At 65.9% G+C, this 19,622-nt stretch carries 18 protein-coding genes and 1 pseudogene; 9 read left to right on the top strand and 10 right to left on the bottom strand.

The genetic code is table 11. The features are described 5' to 3' along the window. Window positions 1-411: 411 nt before the first annotated feature. Window positions 412-1,515, top strand: coding sequence for a dimethylsulfone monooxygenase SfnG (gene sfnG / locus LL972_RS08950; RefSeq protein WP_228327291.1), 1,104 nt, complete (start codon window positions 412-414; stop codon window positions 1,513-1,515). Window positions 1,516-1,597: 82 nt separating this feature from the next. Here sfnG and LL972_RS08945 read toward each other — a convergent pair whose 3' ends face one another. The 9 genes from LL972_RS08945 to LL972_RS08905 form a co-directional block, all read right to left on the bottom strand. Then, window positions 1,598-2,557 carry a symmetrical bis(5'-nucleosyl)-tetraphosphatase gene (locus LL972_RS08945; protein ID WP_228327290.1) on the bottom strand — a complete coding sequence of 320 codons (960 nt, stop codon included), beginning with the start codon at window positions 2,555-2,557 and terminating at the stop codon, window positions 1,598-1,600. A 28-nt stretch (window positions 2,558-2,585) separates the two neighbouring features. Further along, window positions 2,586-2,969, bottom strand: a complete 384-nt coding sequence (gene apaG, locus LL972_RS08940) for a Co2+/Mg2+ efflux protein ApaG (protein ID WP_228327289.1) — start codon at window positions 2,967-2,969, stop codon at window positions 2,586-2,588. A 36-nt stretch (window positions 2,970-3,005) separates the two neighbouring features. Continuing rightward, entirely contained in the window at window positions 3,006-3,794 is a 789-nt protein-coding gene (rsmA, locus tag LL972_RS08935) for a 16S rRNA (adenine(1518)-N(6)/adenine(1519)-N(6))-dimethyltransferase RsmA (protein ID WP_228327288.1), read from the bottom strand. 113 nt (window positions 3,795-3,907) lie between these two features. Beyond that, window positions 3,908-4,876 carry a 4-hydroxythreonine-4-phosphate dehydrogenase PdxA gene (gene pdxA / locus LL972_RS08930; protein WP_228327287.1) on the bottom strand — a complete coding sequence of 323 codons (969 nt, stop codon included), beginning with the start codon at window positions 4,874-4,876 and terminating at the stop codon, window positions 3,908-3,910. Between the two features lie 4 nt (window positions 4,877-4,880). Further along, complete coding sequence (locus LL972_RS08925; RefSeq protein WP_228327286.1) at window positions 4,881-6,281, bottom strand: peptidylprolyl isomerase; 1,401 nt, start codon at window positions 6,279-6,281, stop codon at window positions 4,881-4,883. Then, window positions 6,278-8,719, bottom strand: a complete 2,442-nt coding sequence (gene lptD / locus LL972_RS08920) for an LPS-assembly protein LptD (protein ID WP_228327285.1) — start codon at window positions 8,717-8,719, stop codon at window positions 6,278-6,280. The genes LL972_RS08925 and lptD overlap by 4 nt, the downstream gene beginning before the upstream one ends. 126 nt (window positions 8,720-8,845) lie before the next feature. Beyond that, complete coding sequence (locus LL972_RS08915; protein ID WP_228327284.1) at window positions 8,846-9,754, bottom strand: histone deacetylase family protein; 909 nt, start codon at window positions 9,752-9,754, stop codon at window positions 8,846-8,848. 37 nt (window positions 9,755-9,791) lie between these two features. Beyond that, a complete protein-coding gene (locus tag LL972_RS08910) occupies window positions 9,792-10,349 on the bottom strand; it encodes a cob(I)yrinic acid a,c-diamide adenosyltransferase (protein ID WP_228327283.1) in 558 nt (185 codons plus the stop codon). 1 nt (window position 10,350) lies between these two features. Beyond that, a complete protein-coding gene (locus tag LL972_RS08905) occupies window positions 10,351-10,929 on the bottom strand; it encodes a hypothetical protein (RefSeq protein WP_228327282.1) in 579 nt (192 codons plus the stop codon). A 288-nt stretch (window positions 10,930-11,217) separates the two neighbouring features. Between LL972_RS08905 and ubiH the strand changes: the two genes are divergently transcribed. The 5 genes and pseudogenes from ubiH (at window position 11,218) to LL972_RS08880 (ending at window position 16,115) form a co-directional block, all read left to right on the top strand. Then, window positions 11,218-12,426, top strand: a complete 1,209-nt coding sequence (gene ubiH / locus LL972_RS08900) for a 2-octaprenyl-6-methoxyphenyl hydroxylase (protein WP_228327281.1) — start codon at window positions 11,218-11,220, stop codon at window positions 12,424-12,426. Next, on the top strand, window positions 12,423-13,604 hold the full coding sequence (locus LL972_RS08895; RefSeq protein WP_228327280.1) for a UbiH/UbiF family hydroxylase: 1,182 nt from the start codon (window positions 12,423-12,425) through the stop codon (window positions 13,602-13,604). The genes ubiH and LL972_RS08895 overlap by 4 nt, the downstream gene beginning before the upstream one ends. A 115-nt stretch (window positions 13,605-13,719) precedes the next feature. Next, complete coding sequence (locus LL972_RS08890; protein WP_228327279.1) at window positions 13,720-14,442, top strand: alpha/beta fold hydrolase; 723 nt, start codon at window positions 13,720-13,722, stop codon at window positions 14,440-14,442. Between the two features lie 82 nt (window positions 14,443-14,524). After that, complete coding sequence (locus tag LL972_RS08885; RefSeq protein WP_228327278.1) at window positions 14,525-14,956, top strand: nuclear transport factor 2 family protein; 432 nt, start codon at window positions 14,525-14,527, stop codon at window positions 14,954-14,956. Window positions 14,957-15,081: 125 nt separating this feature from the next. Further along, window positions 15,082-16,115: pseudogene (locus LL972_RS08880) on the top strand (SphA family protein). A 166-nt stretch (window positions 16,116-16,281) separates the two neighbouring features. Here the strand turns inward: LL972_RS08880 and LL972_RS08875 are convergent. Further along, the gene (locus LL972_RS08875) at window positions 16,282-16,956 is read right to left on the bottom strand and encodes a GntR family transcriptional regulator (RefSeq protein ID WP_228327277.1); all 675 of its coding nucleotides are present in this window, start codon (window positions 16,954-16,956) and stop codon (window positions 16,282-16,284) included. Window positions 16,957-17,191: 235 nt separating this feature from the next. Between LL972_RS08875 and LL972_RS08870 the strand changes: the two genes are divergently transcribed. From LL972_RS08870 to LL972_RS08860, 3 genes are all read left to right on the top strand, one after another. Further along, complete coding sequence (locus LL972_RS08870) at window positions 17,192-18,097, top strand: gallate dioxygenase (protein ID WP_228327276.1); 906 nt, start codon at window positions 17,192-17,194, stop codon at window positions 18,095-18,097. A 10-nt stretch (window positions 18,098-18,107) separates the two neighbouring features. After that, window positions 18,108-18,467, top strand: coding sequence for a protocatechuate 3,4-dioxygenase (locus tag LL972_RS08865; RefSeq protein WP_228327275.1), 360 nt, complete (start codon window positions 18,108-18,110; stop codon window positions 18,465-18,467). Between the two features lie 65 nt (window positions 18,468-18,532). Beyond that, window positions 18,533-19,534, top strand: coding sequence for a LysR substrate-binding domain-containing protein (locus LL972_RS08860; protein WP_228327274.1), 1,002 nt, complete (start codon window positions 18,533-18,535; stop codon window positions 19,532-19,534). The last annotated feature ends 88 nt before the right edge of the window (window positions 19,535-19,622 follow it).

Below are 19,622 nucleotides of genomic sequence, written 5' to 3'. Positions count from 1 at the left end.
GATGAAAAATCCGGTAATTCGCCTTGTTCTTAAATTTCGCCATCGCAGCACATGGCGTTTATGTCATGACGAAAGTGCGTGCAGATATAACGGCACAAAAAATGTTTGTGCAGAAACATCGAATCAGCAGTTTTTTGCAGAAAATTGCAAAGAGTGTGCTGGGTTCAGTGGGTTTTACCGACGCCCCACGACCTGCGTGCGCTGATTTCGTGTCTCGCCAGCGATGGCACGCGATGTGCGTGCAGTGTGGCCGCAGCGCAATGCCTTCCAATGCGCTTGGAACGTCGGCACTGATTCATCGCTTTTTCGCGATCGCTGCGGTTTCGGCATGGCAGTCCGGTCCAGCGCGTCATGCGCGACGCCACCTTACGTTTACTGCCCGATCCCATGTCTCTTTCTGAGGAATTCGCAATGAGCCATTCGAGCAAAACCAATCCGCTGACGTTTGCCTACTGGGTGCCCAATGTCAGTGGTGGGCTGGTCGTCAGCACGATCCCGCAGCGCACCGACTGGCGTCTGGACTACAACGTGCGCCTGGCGCAGGCGGCCGAGCATGCGGGTTTCGACTACGCGCTCACCCAGATCCGTTTCACCACCGGTTATGGCGCTGAGCATCAACACGAGTCGGTGTCTTTCAGCCAGGCCTTGCTGCACGCCACCACGCGGTTGAAGGTGCTGGCCGCGATTCTGCCCGGGCCGTGGACGCCGGTGGTGGTGGCCAAGCAGATCGCCACCATCGATCACATCAGCAACGGCCGCATCGCCATCAACGTGGTCAGCGGCTGGTTCAAGGGCGAGTTCGTGGCCATCGGCGAGCCCTGGCTGGAACACGACGAACGCTATCGCCGTTCCAAGGAATTCATCCAGGTGCTCAAAGGAATATGGACCCAGGATAGTTTCAGTTTCCACGGCGATTTCTATCGTTTCAACGATTACACGCTCAGTCCCAAACCGCTGCAGAAACCGCATCCGGAGATCTTCCAGGGCGGCAGTTCGCGCGCGGCGCGCGACAATGCAGCCAGCGTGTCGGACTGGTACTTCACCAATGGCAATACGCCCGAGCAGTTACGGCTGCAGATCGACGACATCCAGACCAAGGCGGCAGCCAACGGTCACACCGTCAGAGTCGGCGTCAATGCGTTCGTCATCGCGCGCGACACGGAAGCGCAGGCTCAGGCCGTGCTGCAGGAGATCATCGCGCATGCGCATGTCGATGCGGTCAATGCGTTCGGGGATGCCGCGCGTCAGGCCGGGCAGGCGTCTCCGGAAGGCCAAGGCAATTGGGCCACCTCCACGTTCGAGGATCTGGTGCAGTACAACGACGGCTTTCGCACCAATCTGATCGGTACCCCGCAGCAGATCGCCGAACGCATCCTCGCCCTGCAGGACGTGGGCGTGGATCTGGTGCTGTGCGGCTTCCTGCACTTCATCGAGGAAGTCGAATACTTCGGCCGCGAAGTCCTGCCGCGCGTACGCGCGCTGGAAGCCGAACGTGCGGGCGTGCCAGTCGCGTAGCGAATGCGCGTCAACGTTGAGGTGCGCTCGCCGAGGCACTGCCTCGCGTGTTGCTACCCGTACGCCGACCAGGCCGCGCTGCTCAGTCTGCAGCGGGAGCGGGCGGCGCCGTATTCGGAGCAGTGGGAGTGCTGGCGTTCGCGTTCGGGTTGTCGCCGCCGCCGCGCTGGCGTTGACGCCGGCGCGGCGGACGGTTGCGCTGTGCGGTCTGCGTCGGTTGCGTGATCGGGATTCCCGGCACCTGCACCACGCGCAGTTCGTCGGTATCCAGCTGCAGGGCGGTGAGTTTGCCGCCCCACACGGCGCCGGTATCGATGGCGTGCACGCCCTGGGTGATGGTCAGTCCAAGCGCGGACCAATGCCCGCAGACGATCTTCAGGTCGCGCTCGACCCGGCCCGGCACTTCGAACCAGGGATACAGGCCTTGCGCCTGGGTACCCGGCGTGCCCTTGTCGTCGGTGGCGATGCGCCCGCGTGGGGTGCAATAGCGCATACGCGTGAACAGGTTGATGATCGCGCGGCTGCGGTCGTACCCGCTCAGGCCCGGCGACCAGCCCGGCTGATCGCCATACATGTTGCGTAGCAGTTTGCGATAGCCGCCGCCCTGCAGTTGCTGCTCGACCTCGCGTGCATGTTTTTCGGCCATCTGCGTGGTCCACTTCGGTGCGAGCCCGGCATGGATCATCATCCAGCCCAGTTCGCGGTCCACATGCGCCAGCTTCTGCATCCGCAGCCAGTCGAGCAGCAGGTCGCGGTCTTCGGCCAGCACGATGCGCAGCAGATCCGGATTGACCTTGCGCTGTTCTTCTTCCGAACGTGCGCCGATCGCCAGCAGCGACAGATCATGGTTGCCCAGCACCACCACGCTATGCGCGCGCAGCGAATGCACCAGGCGCAGCGTTTCCAGCGATTGACCGCCGCGGTTGACCAGATCGCCGCAGAACCACAAGGTGTCCTGCGCGGGATCGAAGTTGATTTTTTCCAGCAACCGCTGGGTGATGTCGTAACACCCCTGCAGATCGCCAATTGCCCAGACGCTCATCGCGTGCGCTCCATCAGTCCAGCATCCATCAGTGCAGCGTCCTGGGTACGCTCAGCACGAAGGCGGCGATCGGGGCGGTGAATTCGGTGCCATCGTCGGCCACCATGTCGTAGTCACCTTGCATCTGTCCCTGCTCGGTCTCCAGCAGCACACCGGAGGTGTAACTGAACGCTTCGCCGGGACGCAGCCAGGGTTGCTCGCCGACCACGCCTTCGCCATCCACCCGTTCGGTGCGGCCGTTGGCGTCGGTGATCTGCCAGTGACGCGCGATCAGGCGCGCGGGCACGGCGCCCGCGTTCTGGATGCGGATGCTGTAGGCGAAGGCATAGCGGCCTTCGTCGGGGGTCGATTGATGGGCGAGGAAGCGGGGCGACACCTCGACCTCAACCCGGTAGCGCGGATCATCGTGCATGCGGAAAGTCTAAAGAAAACCGTGTGGGAGCGGCGCTCAAGCCAGCTCGACATTGGCCAGGCGGATGAAATCCGCGACCTCGAGTTGTTCGGCGCGTGCATCCGGGCGCACCTGCGCGGCCTCGAAATGGGCGGGCTCGCAGACGCTGGACAAGGCATTGCGCAGGGTCTTGCGACGCTGGCCGAAGCCGGCGCGCACCACGTCGGCAAACCGCCGCCGATCCCTGATCAGCACCGTGGCCGGATCGCGCGGCACCAGCCTCACCACCGCCGAGTCCACCTTCGGTGGCGGCCGGAACGCGCCCGGCGGCACCACGAACAGCGCGGTCACCTCGCAGTACGCCTGCAGCATCACGCTCAACCGCCCGTACACCTTGCTGCCGGGGCCGGCGGCCATGCGGTCGACCACTTCCTTTTGCAGCATGAAGTGCATGTCGGCCACCGCTGCTGCATGGTCCAGCGCATGGAACAGGATCGGCGAGGAGATGTTGTAGGGCAGGTTGCCGACCAACCGGATCGGCGTGCCATCGGCCAGCGCAGTGAAATCCACACTGAGCACATCGCGATGGATGATGCTCAGCGCACCGATCGGTGCGGCCGCCTCGGTCAATGGTGCGATCAGGTCGCGGTCGAATTCGATCACGGTCAGTGCGCCGTGCTTGCGCAGCAGAGGAAAGGTGATCGCGCCCTGGCCAGGACCGATTTCGACCAGGTGCTGGCCGGCGCGCGGGTCCACTGCCTGCACGATGCGGTCGATGTAATACCGGTCGGCAAGAAAGTGCTGGCCAAGCGACTTCTTGGCCGGTGCGCTGAAAGAATGATTCATGCGCGCAGTTTAACGTGGCAGCGCCTGCACGCGGTGCCGGTTACGCGCCTGGAAGACACGGCAGATGGGCTACGTGCACTTGGCGCACCGTTCAGCGCGGCAATCGCCCTTGCTCAGCCGCGTGCCGCCAGACGCGCGCACAGGTCGGTGGCCGCCATCAGGCTGGACGGGCCGGCGATACCGCGCCCGGCCAGTTCCAGCGCGGTGCCGTGATCGACCGCCACGCGCGGATAGGGCAGGCCGAGCGTGATGTTGACCGCCTGCTCGAAGCCGCTGTACTTGAGCACCGGCAGGCCCTGGTCGTGATACATCGCCATCACCGCATCGAAGCCGGTGAGCTTCTGCGGTAAAAATGCGGTATCGGCCGGCAACGGGCCGATCAGCTGCATGCCGTCGCCGCGCAGCTGCTCCAGCACCGGAATGATGATGTCCAGTTCCTCGCGGCCCAGGTGCCCGTCTTCGCCGGCATGCGGGTTGAGGCCCAGCACCGCGATGCGCGGGCGTTCCAGGCCGAAGTCGCGTCGCAGCGCGGCGTCGGTGATGCGCAGGCAGCGCGTGACGGCCTCGGCGGTGATGGCATCGGCCACTGCGCGCAATGGCAAATGGGTGGTCACCAGGGCGACGCGCACGATGGCATTGGCCAACATCATCACCACCGGGCAGCCCGCCTGTTCGGCCAGCAGCTCGGTGGTGCCGGTGTAGGGGATGCCGCCGGCATTGATCACCGCCTTGTGTACCGGGCCGGTGATGATGCCCTGCAGCTTGCCGGACAGGCAGTCGCCGGCAGCGCCACGCAGGCCGGCAATCACCGCTGCGGCATTGGCGGGGTCTGGCGTACCGAAGCGGGTCGCCACGGCCTGGCGGATCGGATGCAGCGGCAGGTCGCCGGGCGCACGCGCGCGCTGATCCGGATCGAGCAGCCGCACAGACAAAGACAGCGCCTTTGCGGCGCTGTGCAGGGTATCCGGATCGGCGTAGACGATCAGGTGGGCGTCCGAGCGCGGCCGTTGGGCGAGCCGGACGCACAGTTCCGGCCCGATCCCGGCCGGCTCGCCTGGCACCAGCGCGAGCGACGGGGGCATCGAATCAGCGCGTCGGCTGTGCCGGCGGCGGCGTCGGTGCGGCAGGCGCCGCAGGGTCGGCCAGCTTGGCTGGTGCGGCGCTGGCATCGCCATCGGCGCGGTCGCCGGTGCGGAAGCTCACGTAGGCTTCGCCGCGCAGCTCCTGCAGGTAGCGGTTGTACTCTTCTTCCAGCTTGCGGCGGCCGATCGTTTCACGGATCTGCGCACGCTGGCTTTCGGCACTGACATCAGTCTGACGGCTACCTACGCGCTGCACGATGTGCCAGCCCGCCTGAGTGCGGAACGGCTCGGACACCGCGCCATCGGCCAGGCCTTCGACCTGCTTGCCGAAGTCCGGGCCAAACGCATCGGCCGGGAACCAGCCCAGATCGCCACCCTGGCCACGGCTGTTGGTGTCTTCGGAAGACTCCTTCGCGGTGGCCTGGAAGTCGGCGCCGCCGGTGATGCGCGCACGCAGCGTGTCGATCTTGGCCTTTGCCTGCGCCTCGGTCTGGTTGTCTCCGATGCGCACCAGGATATGGCGTGCGTTGTATTCGGTGACCAGCTTCTTTTCGCCGCCGGCATTGGCGTCGCGCATTTCCACCAGCTTGAGCAGCTGGAAACCGCTCGGGCCACGCAGCGGTCCGGCCACCTGGCCAGGCTGCATGTCGCGGATCAGCTGGGCGAATGCGTTCGGGATTTCGTCCAGGCTGCGCCAGCCCAGATCGCCGCCTTCCAGCGCATTCGGGCTGTCGGAATACCGCACTGCGGCTGCCGAGAAATCCAGCTCGCCCTTGTCGATCAATGCCTTCACGCCATCGACCTTCTTCTGGCCGGTGGCGATCTGGTCGGCCGTTGTGCCTTCCGGCAGGCCAACCAGGATGTGTGCCAGATGATATTGACTGCCGGTGGTGGCCTGCTGCGCCAGCGCGGTGTCCACTTCACCTTCGCTCACGCTGATGCGGCTCTGCGCGAAGCTCTGACGCAGGCGCTGCACGATGATTTCGTCGCGCACCGAGGCGCGGAAATCACCATAGCCCATGCCATCGGCCGCCAGCTTCTGACGCAAGCCATCCACGGTGGTGCCGTTCTGCTGGGCAATGCTGGCAATGGCGCGGTTGAGTTCCTCGTCGCTGACGCGGATACCGCTGCCATCAGCGCGGCCGACCTGCAATTTGACCAGGACCAGACGCTCCAGCACCTGACGCTGCAGGACATCGTCCGGCGGCAGCTGGTTTTCCCGGCCGGCGTACTGCGACTTGACGTTGCGCACGGCACGATCGAGCTCGCTCTGCAGCACCACGTCTTCGTCGACGATGGCGGCAATGCGATCCAGCGGCTGGGATTGCTGCGCCGAGGCCAACGGCGAGAGCGTGCTGGTAATTACCAGCAGCGAGGCGAGAACAACAGAGAAAGGCTTGGTCATGGAATCAAGTTCGGATCGTAATCGTCCGGATTAGTCGTGGTGTTGCTGGGCGGGACCAGGTAGAGGTCGTCGCGGTAATAGCCGAGAATAGCACGGCGCAAAGTGCGGTCCGTGTTCTGCCCGAACGAGCTCAAGCCCTTCAGCACGAACTCGAACTGGATGGAGTTGTCCATCTCGCCATCGCGGTTGCGCACGAACCGGCGCACCAGCGCGCGCACCGCCAGGCAGCAGCTGTCCCACTGCACGCCACCGATCATTTCCAACGGCTTGCGGTCCAGCAGCGAGTAGTAGTAACGGCCGACCGCACTCCAGGTGGGGTTGATCGGGTACAGGAACGAGAAATCGGCCTGCTCGAGCTGGTCGGTGTTGTTGGTCGGATTGCGGCGGTAGCGATAGGCCAGATTGACGATGCCGTCGTTGTTGAGCAGATAGCGCGTACGCAGGCTGGCCAGGTCTTCCTTGCGCGAGTTGGGGTTCCACTGGTAGGTGGCGCCCATCGACCAGCGATCGTTGATCATGTAGTTGGCATCGGCCACCCAGGCGGACTTGCCCTGTTCGATGGGTTGTTCGCTGCCGGCTGCCGAATTGGTGCTGTTGTTGATGGTGACCAGCGAATCGTTGAAGTACAGGATCTGGCCGGCACTCAGCGACAGCTTCTCGCGGCCATCTTCCTGGCGCAGCCAGCGCGAGGTCACCGCCAGGGTCAGCTGGTTGGCATCGTTCTGGCGGTCGGCGCCGGTGTAGCGCGAATCGCGAAACAGTTGCCCGTAGCTGAACGTGAACGGGCGCGTATCGAAGACCGGCAGGTCGTCCTGATCGCGGTACGGCACGTACAGGTAATACAGGCGCGGTTCCAGCGTATTGAGATAGTTGGTACCGAACAGCGAGGTCTCGCGGTCGAAATACAGGCCGGCATCCACGGATGCGATCGGCAGGCTGCGCGAGGGGGAACGGTCGCCGGTCAGCGGCGCGGTGTTGGCCAGCGTCGAATCCAGCTGATACGTGGTGTAGCGCCATGCCACGGTCGGAGTAAAGAACCAGGCTGCGCCGGACAATGGCATCGAGATATAGGGCTTGATGTCAAAGCGCGAACCGCTGCCATATTCCTGGTTACGGATGTTGGTGCGGACGTACTCGTCGTTATCGTCGCGGTTGTTTGTTTCGCCTGAAGCGCTGGGGCTCGGAGGCTGAACGAAGTAGGAGTCGTCATGGGTGAAACGCACGGCTTCGGCGTAGACGCCCGCCTCGAAAATGCCAAACGGCTTTTCCCAAGTGAAATACGCGCGCGGCTGCCGGTTGTAGGGCAGAGACCGCTCGTCCAGCGTGTAGTCGGTGAGCTGCCAACGGTCGGCCATCAGGCCGGCGGTCCAGGTCTCGCCGGTACCGTAGATGCCGATGGTGCTCTGCAGGCTGGAGGCCGAGCCCATGCCGTTCAGGCGGCTGGTGAAGTCTTCCACATAGCGCGTATCGCTGACCCAGGAAATGCTGCTGCGTGCCTGCCAGTGATCATTGATGTTGTGATAGCCGCTATAGAAGACGCTGCCGCGGTCTTTTTTCCGCAGATTGTCGTTGGGTAGGTAATTACCGGTGATCTCGCCGCGACCGCCCTCGTACAGGTAGCGGAATTCGGTGCCGAACATGAAACCGCGCTTGCTCATGTAGCGCGGCAGCAGCGTGGCATCGTAATTCGGCGCCAGGTTCAGGTAGATCGGTTGCAGGTAGTCGAAGCCGTTGCGGCCAGACAGGCCGAACTGCGGAAACAGCAGGCCGGTCATGCGACGGTCGTCGATCGGAAACTTGAACCACGGGAAATACAGCACCGGCAGCTTGCCGATCTGCAGCACGGCGTTGCGTGCGGTGCCGAAGCCCTCTTCGTTGTCGACGTCGATCTCCGGCGCGCGCACGCGCCAGATCGGCTGCGAGGGATCGCAGGTGGTATAGGTCGAGCGGTGCATCTGCCCGACCTGGCCCTGCAGATCCACCGACTCGGCCGCACCATTGCCGCGCCGGTCCACCAGCTGGTACTGGATGTTGCTGACCTTGTGGGCGTCGGTGTCCTGATTGCCCTCGGCGCGGTCGGCGACCATGCGGAAGGAGGTGTCCTGGTAGCGGACATTGCCTTCGGCGATGTAGTTGCCGGTCTCGGTGTCCATGCGCAGGTTGTCGGCGCCGAGGAACTGGTCGCCGCGCTTGAGCGCCACGTTGCCCTGGTACTGCGGGGTAGTGCTGGTGCCGGACAGCTGGTCGCCTTCGATGTCGGTGGGCAACTGCTGGCGCATCTCGGCGGCCTTGGCATCGGCGGCGGGCGCGCCGTCGAAGCCTGGCAGCGGATCCACGGCCGGGCACAGTCCCCAGTTCAACGGCTTGTCGGCAGCCATGGCCGGAAGGCAGATGGCGATGCTCAAAGGCAGGGGCAGCAGGCGGAGAACTCGGCGCACGCGTGATTCAACCAATAAAATGGCGACTAGCTTGCCGTATACCCCGCATAGGGGCAATGAAGAGCTCCCTGGTCGGGAGGGCGAGGTTCATCGCAATGGGGGGCGCGAGCAACGCGCCGTCGGGGTTCAACGCAGCGCGGCCACGTGCGCCACGCTGCTTTCGCGCAAGGCCTGCAGGTCGTAGCCGCCTTCCAGCATGGACACCACCCGGCCACGGGCATGCCGCTCGGCCAGGGCGCGCAGCGCGCCGGTCAGCCAGGCGAAATCGTCGGCATCGAGCATCAGATCGGCCAGCGGATCGCGCAGATGCGCATCGAAGCCGGCAGAGATCAGGATCAGCTGCGGGCGGAAGGCATCGATCAGCGGCAGCATCTCGTCCTCCCACACATTGCGGAAGCGCAGCCCATCGCTGCCTGGTTGCAGCAGCAGATTGTGGATGTTGCCGATGCCGCGCTCGTAAACGCTGCCCGAGTGCGGATAGAGCCCGGACTGGTGGGTGCTGAGATACTGCACGGCCGGGTCGCGCTCGAAGATCGCCTGCGTGCCGTTGCCGTGGTGGACGTCGAAATCCACGATGGTGATGCGCTCCAGCCCATGCCGGTCGCGCGCATGCGCGGCGGCCACGGCGATGTTGTTGAACAGGCAAAAGCCCATCGACACCTGCGCGGTGGCGTGGTGGCCGGGTGGGCGCACTGCGCAGAAGGCGGTGCGGGTGGCGTCCTGCATGACCGCGTCCACCGCGGCGATGCCGGCACCGGCCGCGCGCAATGCCGCCGCGCGCGAGCCGGGCGACATCACGGTGTCCACGTCGAGCCGATGGTGGCCGTCGAAGGCGGTTTCCAGCACCGCATCCACCTGTTCGCGCTCGTGCACCCGGCACAGGTCGCCGAGCTTGGCCAGCGGCGCCTCGCGCCAGTCCAGGTCCGGGAATGCGTCGCGCAGCGCCTCCACTACCGCTTCCAGACGGGCGGGGCGCTCGGGATGCTCGGGGCCGGCGTCGTGACCGAGGCAGGCGGGATGGGTAAAGACCAACATGGGGCAAATCTAGCCTGTCCGCCGTGCCGTGTGCAGGTCAGCCGCGCCGGCGGTCGTGCCGCCACAGCACTTCCTGCTGGCCATCGGCACGCGCCAGCACGCGCGCCAGCACGAACAGCAGGTCGGACAACCGGTTCAGATAGCCTATCGCCTCGCTGCGCACGGTCTCCTGTCGCGACAGCGCAACGGTCTCGCGCTCGGCCCGGCGCACGATGGTGCGGGCCAGGTGGCAGCGCGCGGCGGCCTCGCCACCGGCCGGCAGGATGAACTCCTTCAGCGGGGGAAGCGTGTCGTTAAAATGATCCAGGTGGCGCTCCAGCGCATCGATATCGGCGCTATCGATCGCCGCATGGCCCGGGATGCACAGCTCGCCGCCCAGATCGAACAACTGGTGCTGGAGGGTGGTCAGCAGCTCGGCAACCGGTTCCGGCACGCCGGGGGCGGCCAGCAGCACGCCGATGGCCGAATTGGCCTCGTCCACGGTGCCATAGGCGTTGACGCGCAACGCGTCCTTGCCGGTACGGCTGCCGTCGCCCAGGCCGGTGCTGCCATCGTCGCCGGTACGCGTATAGATCCGTGACAGTCGGTTGCCCATCTCAGCCGGCCTGGGTCTGGCCGTGTGCGCTGGTCAGGCGCTCGGCGGCCAGCTGGATCGCCGCGGCAGCCGCCACATACAGCGCGGCACTGCGCAGATACGGGCCCAGCCAGTCGCTGTAGTTCTTGAACCAGCCGGCCACCGTCGGCTCGGCCACGCTGGCGCTGATCCAGTAGAAACTGCCCTGGGCGATCAACTGGCACAGCGCCACGGAGAGCAACAGCGCCGGCACCAGCCGGGCCAGCGCGCTCCACTGCGCGCCGTGGTACTGCTGGCGCAGCCACACCCCACCGGCCCACAGCGCGAAGTACGCCGGCACCAGGCACCAGTACGCCGGCGACACGCAGTAGTGCTGCCAGAAGCTCAGGCCCTGGTTGGTGATCACCAGCCAGTCCACCGCCACCGCCAGCAGCATCAGCAGCGGGAAGGCCAGCCTGGTGCGGGCGGCCAGATGGAAGCCGCCGATGAAGAACACCGCCCAGGACGCGTCCGGGACCGGCGCGAAGTGATTGATCCGCGTGGCTGCCATCAGCACGGCGAGCAGGCTCAAAATCAGGGTGTCGTGCGAGCGAGGAGTCATGCGCGGAGGTGGCCGGATCACAGGCTGGCGAGTGTAGCGTGGAACCCGGCACGCCCGCGCCTTGGTGGTCTTGCGGGAGCGGCCTGGCGCAAGCGACCGAGGCAGTGCTGCCGTTGCCGCCGCTCACCGCCGATACAGACCGGTGGGCGCCTGGGTGCGCCCTGCAGTGGCAAGGGTCGGGCAGCGCGACCTGGGTGAGCCGCCGGCCGCGCTACGCCGGCCCGGGCGCGGCAAGCTGTCCCACCCGGACGCGGCAACGGGTCATGGGCGAAGGCTTATCATGTGGCGATGACACATCCACATGACGTTCTGATCGTCGGCGGCGGCCTGGTCGGCTCCAGCCTGGCGATTGCGCTGGACCGCATCGGCCTGGATGTCGGGCTGGTGGAAGCCACCCCGGCCGGCACGCCGCCAGCGGTCTTCGACCAGCGCAACCTGAGTTTTGCCGCCGCCACCGTCAATGCGCTGGGCGTGCTGGGGGTGATGGCCAAGCTGCGCAGCGCCCCCGGCCCGATCCGGCGCATCCACGTCAGCCGCGCCGGCGACTTTGGCCGCGTGCAGCTGGACGCGGCCGATTACGGCCGCGACAGCTTCGGCCAGGTGGTGGTGGCGCGCGATTTCGGCGAGGCGTTGCAGGCCCGCCTGGACGAGCTGACCCGGCTGCGCCGCTATCGCCCGGCACGCTGCATCGGGGTCGAGCCGGTACAGGACGGTCTGCTCACGCTGCGGATCGCCACCGATGACGGCGAGCAGCGCGTGCAGGCACGGCTGGTGGTCGGCGCCGACGGCACCCATAGCGCAGTACGCGAGCTGCTGCATATCGGCAGCGATGCGCACGATTTCCTGCAGACCTTGTTCGTGGCGCGGGTACGTGCCTCCCGCCCACCGGACGGCACCGCATGGGAGCGCTTCGGCGCGCATGGGCCGACTGCGCTGTTGCCGCGCGGCGACCGCCACTACGGCGCAATCCATTGCGTGGCGCGTGCCGATGCCGAGGTAGTGGCCGCGCTCGACGAGACCGGCTGGCTTGCCCGGTTGCAGCGGGCGGCCGGATGGCGCGCCGGGCGTTTTGTCGCCAGCGGCGAGCGCAGCGCATATCCATTGGTGCAGGTGCTGGCCAACGCGCTGGTCGCCGAGCGCGTGGTGCTGCTGGGCAACGCCGCGCAGACGCTGCATCCGATCGGCGCGCAAGGCTTCAACCTCGGCTTGCGCGATGCGCTGACACTGGCCGAATTGATCGAGCACGATCGCCGCGATGCCGGTGCGGGCGCGTTGCTGGCCGAGTACCTGGCACGCCGACGCGTGGACCGCGAACAGACCATCGGCTTTTCCAGCGGGCTGGCGCGTCTCACCGGCAATCCGGCGCCGTTGTTGCGGCCGCTGCGCAGCCTCGGCCTGCTTGCGACCTCGCAGGCGGCACCGCTGCAGTCGATGCTGGTCGGCGGGGCGATGGGGTTCCGTGGCGATGTGCCGCAGTTGTGCAGGGGCGTGGCATGAGCCGCCGTGGTAGCCGCGATGCGTTGATCGTCGGTGGCGGCGTGGTCGGGGCCGCCTGCGCGCTGGCCCTGGCCGATGCCGGCCTGAGCGTGGCCCTGGTCGAAGGCCGCGAGCCCGCGCGCTGGCGGGCCGACCAGCCCGATCTGCGCGTGTATGCCTTCGCTGCCGATAATGCCGCGCTGCTCGACAGCCTGGGCGTATGGGCCGCCGTGCGCGCTGCCCGCGTGCAGCCGTACCGGCGGATGCGGGTCTGGGACGCCGGCGGTGGCGGCGAACTGCGCTTCGACGCGGATACCCTGGGCCGCGAACAACTGGGCTGGATCATCGAACACGCGGTGCTGGTCGATCGCCTGTGGGCCGCTGTGCATGCGGCAGGGATCCAGGTGCATTGCCCGGCACGCGTGGTCGAGCTGGAACAGGATGCACACGGCGTGCGCCTGCGCCTGGACGATGGCAGCCGCCTGGAAGCGGCGGTCGCCATCGCTGCCGATGGCGCCGCATCGACCTTGCGCGAGCTCGCCGGCCTGCCGGTGTCGCGGCATGCCTACGCGCAGCGTGGCGTGGTTGCCTTCGTGGAGACCGAGCAGCCGCATCAGGCCACTGCCTGGCAGCGCTTTCTGACCACCGGCCCGCTGGCATTCCTGCCGTTCGCCGATGGCCGCAGTTCGATCGTATGGACCTTGCCGGATGCCGAGGCCGGGCGCGTGCTGGCACTGGACGATGCCGACTTCGCGCGCGAGCTGACCCAGGCCTTCGCGGCGCGGTTGGGGCAGGTGCGCGTGGTGTCTGCACGTGCAGCGTTTCCGCTGCAGCGGCAGTTGGTGGAGCAATACGTCAGCGGCCGCGTGCTGACCCTGGGCGATGCCGCGCACGTGGTGCATCCGCTGGCCGGGCAGGGCGTCAACCTGGGCCTGCGCGATGTCGCTGCGTTGCGCGACGAGGTGCGCAATGCGCAGGCGAAGCGCGCGGACTGGGCCGCCCCGCATCGGCTGCAGCGCTGGGCACGTACCCGCCGCAGCGAGAACACCGTAGCCGCTTATGGCTTCGATGCGATCAACACGGTGTTCTCCAACGACGAGATGCATCTGACGCTGTTGCGCGGATCGGTCCTCGGGCTGGCCGGCAGGTTGCCGCCGCTGGTGGATGTGCTGTGGAAGCGCGCCTCCGGCAGCGCGTGACCGACATGCCGGCCGACGCCACCGTCGTCGGCCCCGTCTTTGTATGTTGATGCGCTTATAGCGCAGGCAGCATGTTCCATACGACGGGCGCAGCCGGCGTGGCTACAGTCGAGCCATGTCATCTTTCGCCACCCGTTCGTCCAGGCCCAACGTGCTGCTGCTCTGCGGTTTGCTCTGCGATGCCACCATCTGGCAGCCGCAACGCGAGGCGCTGAGCGATCTCGCCGCGGTGCAGGTGCTGGACTTCGCCGGCTTCGACAGCATCGCGCGGATGGCCGCACACGTGCTGACCGTCGCCCCGCCGCAGTTCGCCGTGGCCGGCCATTCGATGGGCGGGCGGGTGGCGCTGGAGATCATGCGCCAGGCGCCGCAACGCGTGCAGCGCCTGGCCTTGCTGGACACCGGCATTGCACCACGCCGCGATGGCGAGCGTGAACAGCGCGCTGCACTGGTGCAGCTTGCCCACACGCAGGGCATGCAGGCGCTCGCACGGCAATGGCTGCCACCGATGCTGCATCCGGACCGGCACGACGATGCCGGGTTGATGAATCCCCTGATCGCGATGGTGCAGCGGCACAGCGTGCAGGCCTACGCCGGGCAGATCCACGCGTTGCTGGAGCGCCCCGACGCCGCGCCGGTGCTGGCGCAGATTCGCTGCCCGACCCTGCTGGGCGTGGGCCGGCAGGACGCCTGGAGTCCCCTGGCCCAGCACCAGCAGATGGCGCAGCAGATCCCGCACGCACGGCTGGTGGTCTTCGAAAACAGCGGGCATATGGCGCCGCTGGAAGCCCCCGCCGCCGTCAGCGCAGCAATGCGCGACTGGTTGCAGGAGGCGTGATGGCGATCCGGTCCGGCCGGCGACGCGTGCGCTGTCGTTGACCAGGCTTGCCGCTTTATCAGCAGCGACTTGAGGAGGCTGCATGCACGACGATGCATCGATCATCATTGCCTGCGAGCAGGTGATTCGCCAATTCGCATTGCTCAACGACCGGCATGACCATGAAGGCCTTGCCGCATTGTTCACTGCCGACGGCGTGTTCGCCCGGCCCAGCGCACCGGAGCTGCCGGTGCACGGCCGCGAGGCGATCCTGCACTCCTTCCGCGCGCGCCCGCCGCGCACCACTTGCCATCTGATGCTCAACACCCTGGTCAGCATCCAATCGCCGACCGTGGCGCACGCGCACAGCAAGGTCCTGCTCTATACCGCCGCGGACACCTCCACAGCACTGCCCTGGACGGCCCAGTCGCCTGCGTTGCTCGGCAGTTTCGACGACGTGCTGGTGCGGGAGCAGGAGCGCTGGCTGTTCAAGCAGCGGCTTGGCGCCTTGCTGATGCGCATCGGCGCCGATTGATCGGCTGCCTCGAATCCGTTCCTGGACACACAGGCGGATGGCGTCGCCGCCGCCTGCCGCAGCACCGCTTTCCTCCCCCACGTCGCGCCCGCAGTCATCCATCCATCGCATTGGAGAATCGCCTAGTGGAACGCGTGAGCTCATCTGCCCGTTGTGCTGTTGCACTGCCACGGTTGTCGTCGTACCGGCAGCGTGTCCTGACCCTGGCAACGCTGCTGGGTGCCGGCCTGCCATTGCGGCATCCGCACAGGCGGTGCCGGAAACCGCCGCACCGCCGCAGGGCATCAATCTGGGCGGAACGAGTTTTCTCGATGGCTTCGGCTCGTCGACGCCGGGCTGGACGGTGATCGAGTATCTGCGCCATTACGACTTCGACGCGATCAAGAACGCGCGCGGCGACGATGCGGCCGCATTTCGCGATCCCAAGGTCGGTGTCAGCGTCCTGCTGACCCAGCTGATCTACGTCACGCCCTATCGCTGGAAGCGCGCGTCGCTGAGCTTCAATACGATCGTGCCACTGGTCAACTACGACACGTCCTTCGCTGCAGACAGCCCCGTGCAGTTGCGCAGCAACGGGTTCGGGATGGGCGATATCTCCTTCGGGCCGGCGCTGCAATTCGACCCGGTGATGCGCAACGGGCGCGTCCTGTTCTTCCAGCGGTTCGCGATCGATGCGTTCGCTCCCGTGGGCAAGTTCGATCGCGATGCCGCCATCAACCAGAGCAACGGATTTTGGTCGGTAGCGCCGCATTGGGCGTTCACCGTGCAACCCAGCGACACCTGGGAGATCAGCATGCGGGTCAACTATCTCTACAATTTCCGCACCGATCGCGCCGGCGGCGTACCGCCGATCCCGGGGTTCCGCTTTCGCAATGGTCAGGCCGGCGACCTGGTGTGGGCCAATCTGGCCAGCTCGGTGAAGGTTAGCGAAAAACTGCGGCTAGGCATCAACGGGTATTACCTGCAGCAGCTGCAGGACAATCGCACCAATGGGCAGCGTGTACCGGACAGCAAGCGCATGCAGTTCTATCTTGGGCCGGGGCTGTCCTGGCGGCTGGATGCCAATAATCTGCTGAATTTCAATGTCTATCTGCCGGTGGAAGTGAAAAACTCGGTGGCCGGCACCAGCGTCAACCTGATGTTTGTGCACTCTCTCTAGCGTGGAAACGCGTCAGGATCCGCAACGCGCGCTGACACGTCTGCGTGCGCTGCGGAGGCGGATGCATCGCGCTGATGCAGACAACGAGGCATGCAGCGCAAGGCCGGGCCACCCGGCTGCCGAGGTCCGAAGCCGTGCAGGCTGCCGCGCCAGGCAGGTGCGCGCGTCACAGACCCATGCTGTGGCGTTGGGTATTGGCATGTTCGCGAAACAACAGTTCCGCACGCGCGCCATCGCGTTGTTCGATCGCCGAGACGATGGCGCCGTGTTGCCGATGTCCGTAGTACAGATCGTCGTAGGCCAGGGTGGGCGAGCGCTGGCCGAATACCACATTGACCGGGCTGACGAAGGGCACCACGGTGCACCGGTCCACGGTCTCGGTCAGGATCGGTTTGTCGGCGGCCACCACGATGGCGCGGTGGAAGCGGGCATTCATCGCGCCATAGGCCTGCTCGTCGTCGGGATTCAAGCTGCGCGTGGCCAGAATCCGGTCGCCTTCGCCAAGACAGGCATGCAGCGTGGCCAGCAGTGCAGCGGAGGCGCCCTGTTCGGCGACGGCGCGTGCGGCCATGCCTTCCATCAAGGCGCGCACCGCCAGTGCGTCCAGGCTTTCCTGTTGGCTGAAACGTCGCACCGCATAGCCGCGGTTGCCTGCCTGCACCAGCAGGCCTTCCTGGCACAGCGCCGGCAGGGCCTGACGGATGGGAGTGCGCGAGATGGCCAGTCGCTCGGCCAGCGCGGCCTCGGTGATGCGCTCACCCGGGGCGAAGGTACCGCACAGGATCAGTTCGCGTAGCTGTTGGACCGCTTGCAATCGGTGGTTGTTCGCCATTGGCTCCATTCTCTCGCGCCGTACTGCAGCGCACGTTCCTTCGAGGGGGAAAACTCGCAATACCGGTATAAAAACCTTGCAGACGAGATCGCTTGGTGGCACTTTGGATCCCAAGGATACCGTTTTGGCGGTCCGGAGTGGTTACTCGGCGTTGTTGGGATCCCATGGCGGGACGGATTTCGACTCAATCAATGATGCGCAAGAGGCCACCGTGAGGGGCCGGCACGCATCGCAGGAGTGCAGCATGGCAAGCATCATCGGCGGCATCGGAACCTCGCACGTTCCCACCATCGGGGTGGCCTACGACAAGGGCAAACAGCAGGATCCGTTGTGGAAGCCGTTGTTCGACGGTTACACGCCGGTGGCTGCCTGGTTGGCCGAGCAGCAGGCAGACGTGCTGGTGTTCTTCTACAACGACCATTGCACGACGTTCTTCTTCGACCTGTATCCGACCTTTGCCTTGGGCATCGGCGAGCGTTTTCCGGTGGCCGATGAAGGCGCAGGGCTGCGCAATCTGCCGCCGATCCGCGGCGATGTGCAGCTGCAGGCGCATATCGCCGAATGCCTGGTCAACGACGAATTCGATCTGACCGTGTTCCAGGACAAGCCGATCGACCATGGCTGCGCGGCGCCGCTGCCGTTGCTGTGGCCGCACGTGCCGGACTGGCCGGGCACGGTGGTGCCGATCGCGATCAACGTGCTGCAGTACCCGCTGCCGACCGCGCGCCGCTGCTATCGCCTGGGCCAGGCGGTGCGGCGGGCGATTGAATCCTATCCGGAGGATCTCAAGGTGGTGGTGGTAGGCACCGGCGGGCTGTCGCATCAGATCCACGGCGAGCGCACCGGCTTCAACAACACCGAGTGGGACATGGAATTTCTGGACCGCTTCCAGCATGCGCCGGAAACACTGACCGATCTCACCCACACCGATTACGTGCGCCTGGGTGGAGCCGAAAGCGTGGAGCAGATCATGTGGCTGGCGATGCGTGGCGCGCTGGGCGGGCCGATCCGCAAGCTGCATCAGAACTACTATCTGATGACCACCACCGCGATGACGGTGGTGCTGTACGAGCCGGGCGTCGAAGCCGCTGACGCACCGTCTTCGGCGCAGTTGCTCGCGCGCACCACGCATACCGCAAACGCGGCATGAGGGCCGGCCTATGAATCCGCAAGTACAGGGCATGGACCAGATCGGCGGGACCTACCTGTTCGATCTGCGTACCAGCAACCGCGCATTGCGCCTCAACCGATTCTTCTGGCATATGATCCGCGCCCCGTGGCGCGATCGCTTTGTTGAAGATTCCGAAACCCTGATGCAGGAAGCCGGCCTCACCGAGCATGAAAAGGCGCTGATCCGTGCACGCGACTGGCTCGGCCTGGTGCAGTACGGCGCCAACTTCTTCGTCATCGAAAAATTCGCCCGTGTGGTGCGCATGACCAATCTGCAGGTCTACGCCATCATGCGTGGCGAGTCCTTCGAGGACTTCATGCAGACGCGGCGTGTGCCCGATGCACGCTGATCTGCAGGCGGGGGCCAGGTGCCGTCCCGCCGCATTACCCGACTTCCCAACGTAAGGTCCCCCCCATGACCATGTCCTCCGTGTTCTTCGAACACCGCATCAAGGTCCGGCATCTACGTGTCATCGAGGCGCTGGACCGGCAGAAAAGCCTGCTCCGCGCCTCACGCGTATTGAACGTCACCCAGCCCGCATTGACGCGTGCACTGCAGGAGATCGAAGAGATCGTCGGCGCGCCGCTGTTCGAGCGTCATTCGCGCGGCGTGCGCCCCAACGCGATGGGCGAGGTGCTGGTACAGACCGCGCATGTCGTGCTTGGTCAGTTGCGCCGCGCGCAGGACACCTTCGAGGGTCTGCTGCAGGATGACGCGCTCACCATCACCGTGGGTGCGTTGCCGGTCGCGGCCAGCGGCCTGTTACCGGCCGTGCTGGCGGCCTTGTATCGCGCCGAACCCACGCTGCGGGTGCGCCTGCTGCATGGGCGTACCGACGAGCTGCTGCCCAAGCTGGCCGGCAACGAGATCGACTTGGTGGTGGGCCGGCTGTATCCGCTGGCCCGCTATGACACCTTGATCCGAAAGGTGCTGTACCAGGATCCGATCGCACTGGTGGCGCGCAGCGATCACCCCCTGTTTGCCAACGGCCAGGTGCGTATCGGCGAAGCCGCCGCGTATCGCCAGGTGCTGCCGACGCTGAGCCAGCATGTCGAGCGCGACGTGGCGCAGGTGATGCGCGAGCACGGCCTGGCCACGCGCGATCAACTGCGTTCCAGTTCGGCCAGTTTTACCCGCGAGATCCTGCTTGGCACCGACAGCGTTGCCGTGATGCCGAGCATGATGGTGGCCGGGGATATCGCACGTGGCGAGCTGCGGGCCTTCCAGCTGCAGCAGCCGTCGCAGGCGCGTGCAGGCGGGGTGATCTATCGCGATGGCAGTGCCATCCACAAGCCCGGCGTGCGCTTGCTAATGCGCGAGCTGGAACGCCAGTTGGCGGTCATGGCCGAGCAGGGTGCGGTGTGGGTGGACGAGCAGATCAGCGAGGACAACCTGTTGCTGGACGAGTCCGCGTGATCGATTGAGCGCTGTATGCGCGGCGCAAGCTGCGGCTGCGTCGGAATGACGCTGCAGCGAGGCATGCACACAACGGGCAGCTCAGGCT

Origin of the sequence: Xanthomonas campestris pv. asclepiadis, from assembly GCF_020784175.1 — a bacterium.
In the GTDB taxonomy this organism is placed as follows: Bacteria; Pseudomonadota; Gammaproteobacteria; order Xanthomonadales; family Xanthomonadaceae; genus Xanthomonas; species Xanthomonas campestris_D.
This window is presented reverse-complemented; position numbering and strand designations above follow the sequence as displayed.